The organism is Terrihabitans aquatilis, assembly GCF_052542005.1.
Genome location: NZ_JBOCUO010000002.1, coordinates 613,288 through 628,017, shown reverse-complemented (window position 1 = coordinate 628,017; position 14,730 = coordinate 613,288). Strand labels below are relative to the sequence as shown.

The following is a 14,730-nucleotide window of genomic DNA, read 5'->3' as shown; positions in this document are numbered from 1 at the left end:
TCAAGGCTCGATCTCGATCATGTCGCCGGCCTGCGCCGCATAGTCCAGAGCATAGGCCAGCTCGCCGGGCGTCTCGGCGTGGACGTGGAGAAGCGGCTGTCCCCGGTCGATCTCGTCGCCCAGCCGGACCTCCATGTGAATGCCGGCCGCTTTGGCGTCGGGGGCGCCCGCGAGCTTCGCAAGCCGGGCGAGCTTGCGGTTGTTGACGTGAACGACACGTCCGGCACGTGAAGCGACCAGGGGATGAATGTGAGAGGCGCTCGGCGGCGTGCGCAGTCCGCCCTGCGCCTCGCAGATCGCCGCGAACTTCTTCCATGCGCGACCTTCGGCCAGCGTGTCCAACGCGAGCGCCAGACCCTCTCCCTTGCCGGCCTTGCCGCCAATCTCCAACGCAGCGCCGGCCAACATGGCCGCGCGGCGGCGCAGATCGTCCGGAGCGTCGGGCGCATCCTGCAGCACAGCGAGGACGTCGAGCGCTTCGAGGGCGGGACCGATGCCGCGGCCGACCGGCTGAGACCCGTCGGTCTGGACGCACGTTGCGGAAAGACCGAAGCGGCCCGCGACCGCGCTCATGCGGGCTGCAAGATGGGCGGCCGTCTCCTCGTCTCGAACTTTCGCCGTGGGTCCGACCGGAATGTCGATCACGACGTGGGTGGAGCCAGCGGCGATTTTCTTTGAGAGCACCGAGGCGATGAGCTGGCCTTCGGTGTCGACGTCCAACTCGCGCTCCACGCGCACGAAGATGTCGTCGGCCGGGCTCAGATGCACGGCTCCGCCCCAGGCGACGCAGCCGCCTTCGGCCTCGACGACGCGCCGCAGCGTGGCGAGGTCGAGATCGACGGGCGCGAGCGTCTCCATCGTATCGGCGGTTCCGGCCGGAGAGGTGATGGCGCGCGAGGAGGTCTTGGGCATGAGCAGGCCGTTCGCCGCGACGATGGCCACGACGATGGGCGTGGTGCGGTTGCCCGGCAGACCGCCGACGCAATGCTTGTCCACCACCACAGGGGCATCCCACTGCATCTGGTCACCGACCGCGATCATGGCCCCGGTCAGATCGGCGGTCTCGTTCTCGTCGAGCGGCAGGGCCGCGCTCGCGGTCAGGAAGGCTGCGAGGTGGACGTCCGTGTAGCGCCCGGCAACGACGTCTCTGACGATTGCAGAGAAGGCATGGCCGTCGAGCCGATGCCCATAGATGCGCCGGCGCACGCTGGCGAGCGATTCCAGTGCCGGAGGATGGGTGACGCGAACGGCGTCGCCCTCGGAGACGCCGAGCAGGTTCCAGGCTGTTTCGGACAGGCCGACCTCGTCGTGGCCGAGCAACGCATCGCCATCGACCTGAAACAGCGTTGCCTGAACCTGTCCCTTTCCGTTGGTGACGAGGACTTGGGCGCGCGCGGACAAGCCTTCGGCACGGCAGACGTGACAGTCGGAACGCATGACGACGACGGGCTGATGCTGGGTATGCAGAGCCAGACGCCGAGCGCGCAGCGTGGGTTGCTCAGGACCGGGAAGGGAAAGGAGCGCGGTCATAGGTCGAACGCTTGCTTCTGGCGTGGCACGGTGGCGTTCCAGCCCAGTTCGCGATCGATGCGGACGCGCAGGGCTTCCGACGCTTCGTCCTCGCCATGGACAATGAAGACGCGGGAAGGCGCATGCTGGAAACCGGATAGCCAGCGCATCAGCTCGTCGGCGTCCGCGTGGGCAGAAAGCACGGAGAGGTCGTCGACCTCGGCGCGCACGGGCACCCAGTGTCCATGGATCTTGATCTCCCGCGCGCCCTGAACCATCGCGCGACCGCGCGTTCCAGCCGCCTGATAGCCGGAGAACAGGATGGTGTGCTTCGGATCGGACGCGAAGGATTTGAGATGGTGGAGCACGCGGCCGCCGGTCGCCATGCCGCTGGCGGAAATCACCACCTTCGGCCAGGCGCTCGCGGTGATCGCTTTGGAGTCTTCCACGTCGCGGGTGTAGGTGGCGATCTTGCAGATCGCGGCGCACTCATCATGGCTGAGGCGATGATCGTCGCTGTGGGCGTGCAGGAGGTCGGTCGCGTCGATCGCCATGGGGCTGTCGAGATAGATCGGAATGCTGGACAGACGCCCCGCCGATTTCAGCTTCCACAGGTGATAGAGAAGAGACTGCGCGCGGCCGACCGCGAAGGCCGGTATGACGACTGTGCCGCCGCGCTTGACGGTGCGTTCGACGACAGCGCCCAACGCGTCGGTCGTTTCGACGGGATCGTGGATGCGGTTGCCGTAGGTGGATTCGACGACGACAAAGTCCGCTTGCGGAATGGAAGCCGGATCGGGAAGCACTGGGTCGCCATAGCGGCCGAGGTCGCCCGAAAAGGCCACGCGGCGGCCGCTCCATTCGACGTCCGCGCTGGCCGCGCCGAGGATATGGCCCGCGTGGCGGAACGTCAGGGTCGCGCCGCTCGGCAGTTGGACGGCAGTGTCGAACGGCACGGTATAGAAGGACTCCATCGCGCGCTCGGCATCGCGGACGCCGTAGAGCGGGAGGGCCGGCTTGTGCTTCGAAAACCCCTTGCGGTTGGCGTAATCGGCGTCCTTCTCGTTGAGGTAGCCGCTGTCCTTGAGGATCAGCTCGGCCACGTCGCGCGTCGCGGCTGTGGCATAGATGCGCCCCTTGAAGCCGTCGCGGACGAGCTTCGGCAGGTAGCCGGAGTGATCGAGATGGGCGTGGGTAAGCACCACCGCGTCGATGCTAGACGGGGCGATCGGCAACGGCTCCCAGTTCATCTCGCGCAAGTTCTTGAGACCCTGGAACAACCCGCAATCGATCAGGATGCGGTTGTCGCCGTTGGTGAGAAGGTGTTTCGATCCGGTGACAGTGCCCGCACCGCCGAGAGAGGTGAGCGTGAGCATGAGGGCCTTCAGATGGTAAATGCAGCGATGTCGCCTGGATGGCCGCGACCGTCCACGGCGTCCCGCTCGGCGGGCGCGAGAAAATCGTCACGGCTCCAGCCGGCAAGCGGGACGGCGGCGTCGATCAGATGCGCCCAGGAACAGCGATTGGCGAACAGCATCCCGGCCACGTCGAGCGTGCCCCCTCGGCTGACATAACCGCGTGCGGCCGTTCTTTCGGGCCCACCATCCAGTCGCCGAAGCAGGCCGAGCATGGGTTCCGGTCGGGTGTGCGAGACGACTACGCGCGGCATGCCCTTCGGGAAGAGCGCGGCCAGTTCTTCGTCGCTCACCGTGAAGTCGGCCTCGATCGGGTCGCGGGGGACACGGAAGCGGCCCGGCTCGAACAGGGCCGTGACGAGGACGCGACGCCCGTGGGCCTTGAGACGATGAGCGGCCTTCAACGCCTCCTCGAGTTGGTAGGCTCCGATGGCGGCGATCTGAAGCTCGGCGCTCGCCGCGTCCCCCTCGATATGCGCCGCCCCTTCGCTGACCAGGCGTGCAGCCGCTCCGGCGTCGAAGCGGTGCGGCATGTCGCGCTTGGAGACGATCAGGCACGCAACTTGGCCGCGGCCGTCATAGACCGAGCGGAGCGCAGCCATCGCGGTGTTGGCGTCGACCGGGAACAGGACGCGGGAAGTGTCGGACATTTCACCCAACAGCGCCTCGCCGATCGTCGGGTCCTGATGCGACTGCTCGTTTTTGGAGTTCTCCCAGGTGTGTGAAGTGACGACGAGGGGCACGGAGATCCACCCCGGTTCTTGTCCGGTCTCGCGTTGACGCCGAGAGAAGACGATCTCCTGCCGCAGGCCACCGAGCATCTTCATCGCGAAGGCTTCGTAGCTGACGATCAGGTTGATGCCGCCCTTGTTGGCGAGCGCGGCTCCCGCCACGGCTTCCTCGTTGAGCGCGGTGATGACCGCGCCGTCGATCGCATCGGCGACGCCCGGGTCCGAGATGTTCACGCGATGGCGCAGCCTGTCGAGTGTGGCGCCCATGTGGTTTGAGCGCAGTTCGTCGGGATTGCCGACGCGCGGACGCAAGCCGGGGTTGGCTTCAACAACACGGACGAAAAAGCGGTCGAGCGCGTGCATGGCGCAATCGGGCGGATCGCCCGCAGCGGTCCATTGCGGCTCCGGCAGGTCGGGCGCGGGCGGATTGCGCGTGGCGAGCGGGTGCCGGCTCTCGCGCTGACGGCCCTGCCAGTCATGGGACGCGATCTCGCCGACCGCGCGCTCGATCGCATCGGGCGCAACGAACAGAGCGCGGGCCGCGTCATTGAAGGCGGCTCGAGCTTGCTCGTCATGTGCGGGGTTGCCGCCAAGCGGAAGATTGTGAGCGGCGTTGGTGCCGGCGCCGGGGAAGCCGAAGCCCTTGACCGTCTCGGCGATGACGTAGGGGATCGGCGCAGGATAGGTCCGGCCGGGATCGGCCGCAAAACGTTCGAGCCGGGTTTCGGCCTCTATGATCGCGCAGGCGATGGCGGCAGGATCGCGGCCATCGACGATGAAGGGATCGAAGCCGTTGAGCCTCAGATGGTCGGCGAGCCACCCGGCGCCACCCTGCTGCGCGATCTGGACGCGTTCCTCGATCCGCCGGCCGTTGAGGATCATCACCGGAACGGCAAGCCCGGAATCGTTCGCCCGCCACCAGCGCGGCGTCCAGTCCGAGCCGCGCTGTTCCTCGAACGCCCCGTCGCTCAGGAAGGCGACGAGGCTTTCGCCCGGCAGCGGCGCATGGACGTATTGCACCTCGGCGAAGCCGAGATAGCCGCCTTCCGAGATCGCGCCGGCGGTATTCGGTCCGGCATGGCTGCCGAGCGGCACCGCGGCGCGCCCCTCCGCGTCGATCGCATAGGAATAGAAGTCGGCCGCGAGCTGCGAGAGACCGATTTCGCTGCGGTCATATCGGCCTCGTTGGGCGTCCGAGACGTCGCCGGTCAACGCATTGACCGCCTCGATCGCGGCCACGCAATGGCCCTGACCCATCATCCAGGCGCGCGTCCTCGCGGTAATCGCGTTGGCCGCAAGGTAGCCGACGAAGGCGGGCACCATGTTGAGAGAGCCGCCGGTGTGACCCTCCGGCGTCGGCTTGAACGCCTCGGCCGGCAGCGGCGCGCCGGAAAGATCGACGCGGCGGGCGTAGGTCATGTGAACGACGGTCCACATGGCAGCGGATGTCAGACGGTCGGCGGCAGAGAGGATGCGGTAGAGGGCATCCGGGTCGATCCGTCCGGACGAGGCCAGGGTTGCGACCTGCTCCAACGTCTCGTTGTTGTGCTCGATCGGGCCATAGCCCTTTCGCCATATCTCGAAAGCTGTCGTAGTCGTTTCGCTCATATCGTCGCCGCTCTCGGTCTTCTCGTTCGTCAGCTCACGCCGCCTGTCCAGGACGGAGGGTCACTGGCGGGAAAGGAATCGAAGCCCGCCTGCTCCACCTCGTCGCGCGGCTCCGGTGGGCGGCGATGCCGCACGAGGTCGCCGTCGCTGGTGTCTGCGGAGGCCATCGCCTTCGCGACCAGAGGGGCGAGACTGACGACGTCGCTCTCATGGGGAACCGAGTCGGCCGAGACCACCCGATCGCATAGCGGCGCGAGCCGCGCGAACGAGTCCTCCGCAAAGAGGCCATGCACCACGGCGACCACCGGCCGAGGGAAACCCTGAAGCGGGAGTTGCCGTGCCGCCTCGATCAATGTGTGCCCCGAGGCTGCTATGTCGTCGGCGAGCACCGGCGTTCGTCCGCGCCATTCGGACAGGTCCGGCAGGGCGATGTCGACATTGCGGTCGCCATGACGGATCTTGCGCAGGACCGCGTGCGGGGCGCCGATCCGCTCGGCAATCGCCGAGACCCATTGCTCGCTTTCCTCGTCGGGGCCGACGATCAAGGGCATTTCGACCTCTGCTGCGATCCAGTCCGCAAGCAAGGGAGCTGCGTGCAGCGTATCGGTCGGAATGGTGTAGAGCGCCGACAGCGTCGGATAACGATGGAGATGCGGATCGACCGTCACCAGCCGGTCGAAACTCGACGAGACCAGGCGCGCGAAGCTCTTCGATGTCACCGCCTCGCCCGGCTGAAAGCGTCGGTCCTGCCGCATGTAGGAGAGATATGGAGCTATGAGGTTCACTTGCCGCGCACCGAGATCGCGGGCGGCATCGGCGGTAAAGATCAGGCGCAGAAAGCCATCATCCGGCCTGGCCAGGGTGCAAACGAGATCGACCGCCTTCTCCTTCACATCCGACAGGATGCGCACATAGGTCTCGCCATCGGGAAAGCGTCTCGTCTCCAGCGCGCCGAGTTCCCATCCGCCGGCATCGGCGAGCCGCCGCGCGAACCCTTCGTTTCCGGGCAATGGCAGGATCAGTCTGCCGCTCTTTTCCGGCGTCTCGTCCGTCATCGTCAGCCCTTCCGCCTGTAGTTGCGCAGGAACTGGGCGTTGATGGCGACGATGACGGTGCTGGCCGACATGAAAACGGCGGCCACAGCAGGCGTCATCATGAAGCCGGTGCCGAAGGTGATGCCGGCCGCCATCGGAATGGCGACGGCATTGTATGCGGTCGCCCAGATCAGGTTCTGCACCATCTTGCGGTAGGTGGCGCGCGAGAGCCCGAGGATCGCAGCGACGTCACGCGGGTCGCTCCTGACCAACACGACATCGGCCGATTCAACGGCTACGTCGGTGCCCGCACCGATGGCGATCCCGAGATCGGCCACGACCAGCGCCGGCGCGTCGTTCACGCCGTCGCCGACCATGGCAACGGAGAGCCCGCGCGCTTGCAGCTCCTCGATCTTCTGAGACTTCTGATCGGGCAGCACCTCCGCGAAATACTCGGTAATGCCAAGCTCCTCCGACACCGCTTTCGCGACGCCCTCGGCGTCCCCGGTGAGCATGACGGAGCTGATGCCGAGCGATTGAAGCTCGGCGATAGCTTCCTTCGATTCCGGGCGGACGATGTCAGCGAGCGCGAACAGCGCGCGCGGCGTGCCCTCGCGGACAAGGACAACCACCGTCTTGCCCTGTCCTTCGAGCCGCTTGAGGCTGTCGTGAGCGATCGCGTTGCCCTGCCGCGCAAGGTGACCGGGGCTGACGATGCGGATGTCCTGGCCGTCGACTTTGGCGACGATACCTTCGCCGGTGATGTTGCTGACCTCGCTCGCCTTCGGAACCGTCAGATCCCGGCCCTTCGCCTCCGCGACGATGCCGTGGGCGATCGGGTGCTCTGACTGGCTCTCGGCCGCTGCCGCATAGGCCAGTTCCTCGTTCTCTTCGCCATCGCCGAGCAGCACGATGTCGCTGACGCCGAAGCGGCCTTCGGTCAGCGTGCCGGTCTTGTCGAAGACGGCGGCGTTGAGATTGCGGGCACGCTCGAAGGCGGCGCGGTCGCGGATCAAAAGGCCATTGCTGGCTGAGAGCGAGGTGCTGACGGCCACGACGAGCGGAACGGCGAGCCCGAGCGCATGCGGACAGGCCACCACCATCACCGTCACCATCCGCTCCATCGCGAACGCGAGGGGCGCACCCAACACCAACCACCAGATGAAGAGCGTTCCGAACCCGACCGTGAGGGCGATATAGGTCAGCCACGAGGCCGCGCGGTTGGCCAGGTCCTGCGTGCGCGAGCGGGTCGCCTGCGCTTTCTTCACCAGATCGATGACCTGCGCGAGATAGGTCGCATCGCCCGTGGCCGTAACGGTGATGGTGACGGCATTGGCCCCGTTGATCGCCCCACCTATGGCTGTCGCGCCTACGCCTTTGGTGACGGGGCGGGATTCGCCGGTCAGCATCGCCTCGTTGAAGCCGGACGATCCCTCGACGATCTCGCCGTCGACCGGAACCTTGGCGCCGGGCCGCACCAATACGCGGTCGCCCGGCTGGAGCGCCGAAATTGCAACCTCGTGCGTCGTGCCGTCAGCATCGATCCTGGTCGCGCTGTCGGGAAGAAGCCGCACCAGCTCCTCGAGCGCGCGCGAGGCGCCCATGACCGAGCGCATCTCGACCCAATGGCCGAGCAGCATGATGGCGATCAGCGTCACCAGCTCCCAGTAGAACTCCTCGCCGGGAAAGCCGAAGGTGACGGCGGCTGAGAAGAAGTAGGCCGCCGATATCGCCAGCGCGATGAGTGTCATCATTCCGGGCTGGCCCTTGCGCAGCTCGGAGCTGAAGCCGGTCAGGAACGGCCAGCCACCATAGACGTAGGCGATGGTCGAAAGGACGAAGAGCACATAGCGGTCGCCCGGAAAGGCCAATGCCTCGGCGATGCCGAACCAGTGCTGGATCATCGGCGACAGCAGCAGGATCGGGGGGGTCAGGACCAGCGTGATCCAGAAGCGGCGGCGGAAATCGGCGACCATCGCGGCGTGGTCGTGCCCACCATGGCCCGCGTGCTCGGAATGGCTTGACCCGGCGGCGGCCACGATCTTCGGGTCGCCATAGTAATCGTCTCCCCCGCGATGCCCGGTTGCATGCGTCTGATGGTTCTGATGGCCGTGGTGGGAATGGGGAGAACTCATCAGGACTGTCCTTGGTCTGGTCGCGGCGATGCTGAGAGCGCAACTGGTGTGTTGTTTCCGTCCGGAGCCTCGCCCGTTCCCGGCACCGAATCTTTGATCGAGGTTAAAGTCTCCATCGGCGCGGAGCACATTCCACCGGGAGTCTTGACCATGCCGACTGATGGCGAGAGGCGGGTGGTGAGACGACTGCTATCTCACCACGAGAACGGGAATCGGTGAGTGGCTGACCACCTCGCCGGTCTGGCTGCCGAGCAACAACCGGCCCAGGCCACGCCGGCCGTGCGAAGCCATGACGATCAGCGAACAGCCTTGATCCGCGGCGACGTCGAGGATGGCTTCTGCGGGTCGACGGCCCGGAACGTGGCGCGTCTCACAGGCGACCCCGAGCTTTGCGGCATCAGCCTTGATGGGGTCGAGAAGTTCATGGGCGAATTTGACCTGATCCGCATCGTAGCGCTCGAAGTCACCCGGTCCGAGGGCCCAGCCCTCCCCGGCATAGATCGGGAATGGTTCGGTGACCGTCACAACCGTAACCCTCGCGTCAAGGTTCTTGGCCAGTGACAGTCCGTGGTCGACGCCCTTGCGGGCAAGCTCTGATCCGTCCGTGGTGATGAGGATGTGCTTATACATCGCGTTGGTATCCGTTCTTTTTCATTGCAGGGAGAATGTTGTGCCCCAGCGCCGTTCGAGGATCGCGCGGGCATCCTCGAGCCTGCCGATTCCGGCGATCCGCCCATTCGCCGAGGCGAATGCGACCGACGCCTCGACCTTGGGGCCCATCGAGCCGGGCGGGAAGTCTGTCGGGTCGATCTCGTCGGGGCGGACGCGCTCGATCCGACGCTGGTGCTCAGTGCCCCATCCCTCGTAAACGCCGTCCACATCGGTAAGCATCAGGAAGGCGTCGGCGGACAGTTCTTCAGCCAAGAGTCCGGCGGCACGGTCCTTGTCGATCACGGCCTCCACGCCGACGAGGTCGCCTTCCTTGTTGCGGATCACGGGAATCCCGCCGCCCCCGGCGCAAATCGCGATCACACCGTTTTCCACCAGAAGGCGGATCGTTTCGATCTGGGTGATGCGTCCGGGCAAAGGCGAGGCGACTACGCGTCGCCATTTGCCGGGACTTTCCTCGACAAGCGGCCAGCCGTTGCGTTCCCCGATCAGTTTGGCTTCCGGCGCCCCGTAGTTCGGCCCGATCGGCTTCTCGGGCCGCTGGAAGGCTGGATCGTCGCGGTCAACCTCGATCTGGGTCAGCAGCGTCGCGATGCGCGTTCCTTCCGGCAACACGTTGGCCAGCTCCTGCTCGATGAGATAGCCGATCATGCCGATGCTCTCGGCGCTGATAATGTCGAGCGGAAAAGGCGGGACCTCCTTGTAGGCCGCCGCCTGCAGAGCGAGCAAACCCACTTGCGGCCCGCTTCCATGAGCAACGACGATCTCGTGCTCGCGAGCAAGATCGGCGAGCGCGCGGGCCGCCGTGCGCGCGTTGGCCCGCTGGACGTCCGCCGTCATCGGCTCGCCGCGCTTGAGGAGCGCGTTTCCGCCTAGCGCCACGACGACCCGCATGTATCGCTCCCATCCTCGAAACCATGCCGCCGCGCACCGCGCTTGGTGCGAAAGGCGGACCGGACTCGACTGTTCTCCCCATCTTGGGGACCGCCCGGAACTGCATGTTGCTGGAGCGAAAGTGTCGATCGCAGCGAGTGCGTATTCTTTAATCCAGATCAAGTCTTGGCACGACGACGGCCGCTAGTTTCCGGAACGACGTGCTTCTCTCTGAACATTCCGTGGGAGGCGTGCGAACTAGGAGATGTCGCGATGCAACTCTTTGGACGAATGGCCCTGGTCGCTGGGCTAGCCATCCTTCCGATCGGCGTGATGGCGCAAACCGATCCCCACCACCCGGACGGAGATGGTGAGCATACCGAGCCCGCTCCCGTTCAGCCATCCGGGCCCATGATGCAGATGATGGAAGGCATGATGGCGGAGCGCATGGCGACGATGCCAGAAGCCTCACGAGCCTATATGGGCGCTATGATGGGCATGCACGCGCCCATGATGGAGGCGATGCAGGAAGAGAACGCCGACGTCGCGTTCGTCAAGGGCATGATCGCGCATCACCAGGCCGCGATCGACATGGCCCGTGCGGCTCTCGAGTTCGGTGAGGACGAGCAAAGCCGCCAATGGGCGCAGGAGATCATCGACGCCCAGCAGGCCGAGATCGACGCGATGCGGGCGTGGCTGTCTGATCGCGGTGAATAGCGAGATGGTCAAGCGCAAGCCGTCAACGGTGAGGAGATTGTTCGCCGGGCGAACCCTGTCCGCAACGCTCGGCGCGCTTCTCGTGTCGGCAGGCTTGGCGTCGGCCGACGACGGCTACCAATCGGCCGATGGGCTTTCGGTGTATGTGGGCATCATGCCGGCTTCTGTCGTTCGCGGCCATCCCTCCGACCATGAGGAAGGCGCGATGCACGGCGGAGCACCCGCTGGACGGCACCCTCAGCACATCGTCGTCGCCGTCTTCGACACTCGGACGAGCGACCGGATCGAAAACGCCGAGATCGTGGCAACGGTCTCCTCGCTCGGCCATGTCAGCCATGAGCGGATCGATCTGGAACCGATGTCGATCGCCGGCACGATCACGTATGGCGGCTTCGCGAACTTTCCTGGCCGCAGCCGTTATGAGATCGAATTGTCGATTTCGATCCCCGACCGGGACCGGCCGACCCACCTCACATTTTCCAGCGATCATCCGTAGTCGCGTTTGCCGGAGGGCAAGAGTGGCAAAGCCCGGAGCGGAAGGGGCAGAGGTCGCACCGTTGCGGCCGCTAGAATGGCTTTTGCCTACACCGCACTCGTTCGCACTCCGGTATCGGAGCTGGAGTTATGAAGACGGGCCTCTTCCGCGCCGATGTAATCGCGCTTCAGCGGAACGCTCGTCTGCCTCTTAGCGATCTGCATCTGAAACACCATCATACCCTGATACCGGAACGCCATTTCCGAGACCGCAAGGTAGAACTCCCAAAGGCGCGCAAAGCGCTCGTCGTAGAGATCGACCGCCTCGTCGCGCCGCGCAAGGAATCGCTCCCGCCAATGGCGTAGCGTTTCGGCATAGTGAAGTCGCAGGATCTCAACGTCGGTGACCACAAGTCCAGACTTTTCCACGGCCGGAAGCACTTCGGACAGGGATGGAATGTATCCGCCAGGAAAGATGTATTTTGCAATCCATGGATTGGTGAAACCTGGCTGGTCGCCCCGTCCGATCGAGTGAAGCAATAGAACGCCGTCGTCGGCAAGCAGATCACGGCACTTGCGAAAGAATGTGCCGAAGTGGCTGACGCCGACGTGCTCGAACATGCCGACCGAGACGATACGATCGAACCTCCCCTCGACCTCGCGGTAGTCGCAAAGCTGGAAATTCACCCGGTCGCCGTGAGGCGCCGCCGCCGCTCGTTGGCGTGCATATCCATGCTGCTCTTCTGAAAGGGTGATGCCGGTCACGCGAGCGCCATAGGTCTCGGCCAGGAAGAGCGATAGTCCTCCCCATCCGCAGCCGATGTCGAGAACCGACGCGCCAGGTTCAACGAGAAGCTTTGCGGCGATATGCCGTTTCTTGGCTGTCTGCGCTTCGTCCAGCGTCAGGTGCGACTCCGCGAAATAGGCGCAGCTATATTGCCGATCCTCGTCGAGAAACAGATCGTATAGGCGCCCGTCAAGGTCGTAGTGGTGAGCGACATTCCGCCTGGACCGTTTTCGGAGGTTGCGTTGAAGGATACGACGCAGCGCGAGCCGGGTTCCAGATAGCAGTCGCGACGTAAACCGGCGTTGGAGGGCCTCGCCCTGCGACAGGAGAAGATTCAGCAGATCGGCAATGGTGCCGTTTTCGATCGAGAGCTGGCCATCGGCGTAAGCTTCTCCGAGCCGGAGTTCGGGGTCCGCAAGCACACGCCTCTGCGCGGCCATGCAGGCAAAGCGGACCGAAACGGGCGGACCGCTGCCGTCCCCGAAGACCTTGGTGTTGCCTCGGGCTGTTGTGAGCTGAAGTGAGCCGTTTTTGATCAGACGATCAAGCGTTCCAAACAGAATTGCGTCCACGTGTCGATACCGAGCTTTGCGAGAAAACCAGAGCAAGGCGACAATGGCGCGAGGCCGAATATTCAGACTTTAAAGTGGATCAATCAGTTCGAGGGGCTGTGGGTATCGAGCCCTACCGCTGTTCTTAGTAGGTCTCATAGCACACCCGCGCGATCATCCGGCAGAATGTCTTCATCAGCCTCGGGGTCGTCGCGCTCCTGGTGCCCGCGACGATCTTCGGCCTCGGCATCGGGCCGGCGGTCGCGCTTCACGAGGGCTCGACGCTGATCGTCGTCTTTAACGCACTACGGCTGCTCGCCTGGCGAGACTGATGGAAGGCGCTGGATTCCCGTCAAGCTGGCCGTGGGGTTAAACGAGGGAAGTATCCCGGCACGTCTCGCATGTAGCGCGCATATGCTTCCCCGTGCTGAGCAAGCACTTCCTGCTCCTCCCGGCGGGCAAGCCGCCAATACATGAAGACGAGGATCGGGAACATAACGGCGGTCAGGAGGGTCGGCCACTGGAGCAGGAACCCGAACATCACGAGGACGAAGCCCACATATTGGGGATGACGGACCCAGGCGTAGACGCCGGTGGTCGCGAGCACGGCTTGCTTCTGAGCTTCGTAGAGCACCTTCCACCCGGAGGCGATCAGCATGAACCCGCCACCGATGAACACGAAGCTCAGAAGATGGAACGGTCCGAAATGCGGGTTTAGCCGCCAGCCAAGCAGCGTCTCCAGAAGATGGCCGGCATCGTGGGATAGCCAGTCGATCTGGGGATAGCGCGTCTGTAGCCAGCCCGAGAGGAGATAGATCGTCAACGGAAACCCATACATCTCCGTGAACAATGCGACGATGAACGCGCTGTAGGCGCCGAAAGAACGCCAGTCGCGAGTTGTCGACGGCTTGAAGAAGCTGAATGCGAAGAAGATGAACACGGCCGAGTTGAGGAACACCAGCGACCAGAGCCCGTAAGCTTGAACGTCGTCGTGCATGTCTTCGTGCTTCCCTGGATGCTTAATGTTTGTGGGGAGGATTGTCAGAACGCCTCGAAGACGAGCTTCCGCCATGGTCGTGGCCACCGTGGCTTCGGTGCATGAAAATATGGAGCAGCGGACACGCCAGGATGATAAGCCATGGCAGCCACCCGAGCAGGTGCGCACGATGCTCGGCGATGAGGTAGAAGGCGCCAATGGCAAGAAAGCCCCACAGCGCGATGGTCGTGGCTGGGCTGCGCCGTGGCGGTTGATCGTCGTGATCGTGATTTCTCTCGCTCGGTGCCATGATCCTTCGACCTTCCTGGAAATAGTGTGCGCGTTCCCGGTCATGGTGGGGCTCGGGATGATCCAACATGAGCAGGCGAGCGCATGGAGACTTTGATCTCGGTTATAGTTTTGGCCGGTTTCGCCGCGATCCCGGCAACCCGCCTCGAAGCGTTCCGAGGCGGATTCCGGGCGCCTTCGACACCGTTTGACGCTTGATCTGGATTAAAGATCGCGGTCTGGCCTCAGCCCTAAGCTGCTTTGGTGTGGCCACTGCGAACGATGCCGATCGGCCACGCAAACCATCCTCGCCAGCAGTATGGAGACAGGAAAATGCCCGTGGAGACGAAGGACGGTGTGACGTCAGGAACCGAACGATTGAACGCAGTCATCGCTCGGTGGGGCCTCCCCTCGGCGGCCTACCCCGGCGCGATCGAAAAGAGCCTCAAGCGATGGCAGGCTCTTGCCACCGAGCTACAGACAATCTTTGCCGAAGCCTACGAAGCCGAGATGAAATCGGGCGTCGAGCGCGGCGACCGCCTTGGCCAATCGCTTCATGCATTCATGCTTTGTCGCAACCCGAGTGATTTCCTAGCCGCGCAGTCCCAGCTCTCCGCCGTCCTTCACGAAAGTGCTTCGCATCGCGCGAAGCGCTTCTCCGACGTGACGCAAGGTGTGCATGGGTGCTGTGCCTCGATGGCGCGGGAGACGGCAGACGATTTCCGTGGGCAGCATTCCGAGGTCGAACAGCCATTGGACAAAGCAGGAAAACGGCAGACCAGCTCAGCATGAAGACGACCGTGAGGCCGTAACGCTTGCCCTCAACCCGCGCGCCTCGACCGGATCGGTGAAGCGTCGAGGAGTTTGGTCAGTTCGTAGCAACGTTCTTGATCTCGGTTAAAGAGTCAACCGGATCGCCGTGGAGACTGATCCCGCAGACTGTGCCGACAATCCGGTGCGAGA

The 14,730-nt window shown here is 64.4% G+C and carries 13 protein-coding genes; 3 read left to right on the top strand and 10 right to left on the bottom strand.

Annotation, left to right across the window (positions count from 1 at the left end):
• The 7 genes from ACQ6S1_RS09065 to arcC all read right to left on the bottom strand — a co-directional run bounded on the left by ACQ6S1_RS09065 (window position 1) and on the right by arcC (window position 9,995).
• A complete protein-coding gene (locus ACQ6S1_RS09065) occupies window positions 1-1,530 on the bottom strand; it encodes a thymidine phosphorylase family protein (protein ID WP_445040852.1) in 1,530 nt (509 codons plus the stop codon).
• Window positions 1,527-2,885, bottom strand: coding sequence for an MBL fold metallo-hydrolase RNA specificity domain-containing protein (locus tag ACQ6S1_RS09060; protein ID WP_445040851.1), 1,359 nt, complete (start codon window positions 2,883-2,885; stop codon window positions 1,527-1,529). The genes ACQ6S1_RS09065 and ACQ6S1_RS09060 overlap by 4 nt, the downstream gene beginning before the upstream one ends.
• An 8-nt stretch (window positions 2,886-2,893) precedes the next feature.
• Window positions 2,894-5,263 (bottom strand): phosphoketolase family protein, encoded by a 2,370-nt coding sequence (locus tag ACQ6S1_RS09055; protein WP_445040850.1) that lies wholly within the window; start codon window positions 5,261-5,263, stop codon window positions 2,894-2,896.
• Window positions 5,264-5,292: 29 nt separating this feature from the next.
• A complete protein-coding gene (locus ACQ6S1_RS09050; RefSeq protein WP_445040849.1) occupies window positions 5,293-6,318 on the bottom strand; it encodes a ribose-phosphate pyrophosphokinase in 1,026 nt (341 codons plus the stop codon).
• A gap of 2 nt (window positions 6,319-6,320) precedes the next feature.
• Window positions 6,321-8,432 (bottom strand): heavy metal translocating P-type ATPase, encoded by a 2,112-nt coding sequence (locus ACQ6S1_RS09045; RefSeq protein ID WP_445040848.1) that lies wholly within the window; start codon window positions 8,430-8,432, stop codon window positions 6,321-6,323.
• A 189-nt stretch (window positions 8,433-8,621) separates the two neighbouring features.
• On the bottom strand, window positions 8,622-9,062 hold the full coding sequence (locus tag ACQ6S1_RS09040) for a universal stress protein (protein ID WP_445040847.1): 441 nt from the start codon (window positions 9,060-9,062) through the stop codon (window positions 8,622-8,624).
• Window positions 9,063-9,083: 21 nt separating this feature from the next.
• Window positions 9,084-9,995, bottom strand: a complete 912-nt coding sequence (arcC, locus tag ACQ6S1_RS09035; protein WP_445040846.1) for a carbamate kinase — start codon at window positions 9,993-9,995, stop codon at window positions 9,084-9,086.
• A 252-nt stretch (window positions 9,996-10,247) separates the two neighbouring features.
• On the opposite strand from arcC, the gene copM reads away from it, so the two are divergent.
• Both copM and ACQ6S1_RS09025 read left to right on the top strand, forming a co-directional pair.
• A complete protein-coding gene (copM, locus tag ACQ6S1_RS09030) occupies window positions 10,248-10,691 on the top strand; it encodes a CopM family metallochaperone (protein WP_445040845.1) in 444 nt (147 codons plus the stop codon).
• Between the two features lie 4 nt (window positions 10,692-10,695).
• The gene (locus tag ACQ6S1_RS09025) at window positions 10,696-11,187 is read left to right on the top strand and encodes a hypothetical protein (protein ID WP_445040844.1); all 492 of its coding nucleotides are present in this window, start codon (window positions 10,696-10,698) and stop codon (window positions 11,185-11,187) included.
• 86 nt (window positions 11,188-11,273) lie between these two features.
• On the opposite strand, the gene ACQ6S1_RS09020 is transcribed toward ACQ6S1_RS09025, so the two are convergent.
• The 3 genes from ACQ6S1_RS09020 to ACQ6S1_RS09010 all read right to left on the bottom strand — a co-directional run bounded on the left by ACQ6S1_RS09020 (window position 11,274) and on the right by ACQ6S1_RS09010 (window position 13,789).
• Window positions 11,274-12,524 carry a cyclopropane fatty acid synthase gene (locus tag ACQ6S1_RS09020; protein WP_445040843.1) on the bottom strand — a complete coding sequence of 417 codons (1,251 nt, stop codon included), beginning with the start codon at window positions 12,522-12,524 and terminating at the stop codon, window positions 11,274-11,276.
• A gap of 331 nt (window positions 12,525-12,855) precedes the next feature.
• A complete protein-coding gene (locus ACQ6S1_RS09015) occupies window positions 12,856-13,500 on the bottom strand; it encodes a methyltransferase family protein (protein ID WP_445040842.1) in 645 nt (214 codons plus the stop codon).
• Window positions 13,501-13,522: 22 nt separating this feature from the next.
• Entirely contained in the window at window positions 13,523-13,789 is a 267-nt protein-coding gene (locus tag ACQ6S1_RS09010) for a DUF2933 domain-containing protein (RefSeq protein WP_445040841.1), read from the bottom strand.
• Between the two features lie 317 nt (window positions 13,790-14,106).
• On the opposite strand from ACQ6S1_RS09010, the gene ACQ6S1_RS09005 reads away from it, so the two are divergent.
• Window positions 14,107-14,559, top strand: coding sequence for a hypothetical protein (locus tag ACQ6S1_RS09005; RefSeq protein WP_445040840.1), 453 nt, complete (start codon window positions 14,107-14,109; stop codon window positions 14,557-14,559).
• Window positions 14,560-14,730: the final 171 nt, after the last annotated feature.

Excerpts from the sequence above, each read along its gene's own strand:
- ACQ6S1_RS09065 (WP_445040852.1), bottom strand. The coding sequence starts at position 1,530 with ATGACCGCGCTCCTTTCCCTTCCCGGTCCTGAGCAACCCACGCTGCGC.
- ACQ6S1_RS09060 (WP_445040851.1), bottom strand. The coding sequence starts at position 2,885 with ATGCTCACGCTCACCTCTCTCGGCGGTGCGGGCACTGTCACCGGATCG.
- ACQ6S1_RS09055 (WP_445040850.1), bottom strand. The coding sequence starts at position 5,263 with ATGAGCGAAACGACTACGACAGCTTTCGAGATATGGCGAAAGGGCTAT.
- ACQ6S1_RS09050 (WP_445040849.1), bottom strand. The coding sequence starts at position 6,318 with ATGACGGACGAGACGCCGGAAAAGAGCGGCAGACTGATCCTGCCATTG.
- ACQ6S1_RS09045 (WP_445040848.1), bottom strand. The coding sequence starts at position 8,432 with ATGAGTTCTCCCCATTCCCACCACGGCCATCAGAACCATCAGACGCAT.
- ACQ6S1_RS09040 (WP_445040847.1), bottom strand. The coding sequence starts at position 9,062 with ATGTATAAGCACATCCTCATCACCACGGACGGATCAGAGCTTGCCCGC.
- arcC (WP_445040846.1), bottom strand. The coding sequence starts at position 9,995 with ATGCGGGTCGTCGTGGCGCTAGGCGGAAACGCGCTCCTCAAGCGCGGC.
- copM (WP_445040845.1), top strand. The coding sequence starts at position 10,248 with ATGCAACTCTTTGGACGAATGGCCCTGGTCGCTGGGCTAGCCATCCTT.
- ACQ6S1_RS09025 (WP_445040844.1), top strand. The coding sequence starts at position 10,696 with ATGGTCAAGCGCAAGCCGTCAACGGTGAGGAGATTGTTCGCCGGGCGA.
- ACQ6S1_RS09015 (WP_445040842.1), bottom strand. The coding sequence starts at position 13,500 with ATGCACGACGACGTTCAAGCTTACGGGCTCTGGTCGCTGGTGTTCCTC.
- ACQ6S1_RS09010 (WP_445040841.1), bottom strand. The coding sequence starts at position 13,789 with ATGGCACCGAGCGAGAGAAATCACGATCACGACGATCAACCGCCACGG.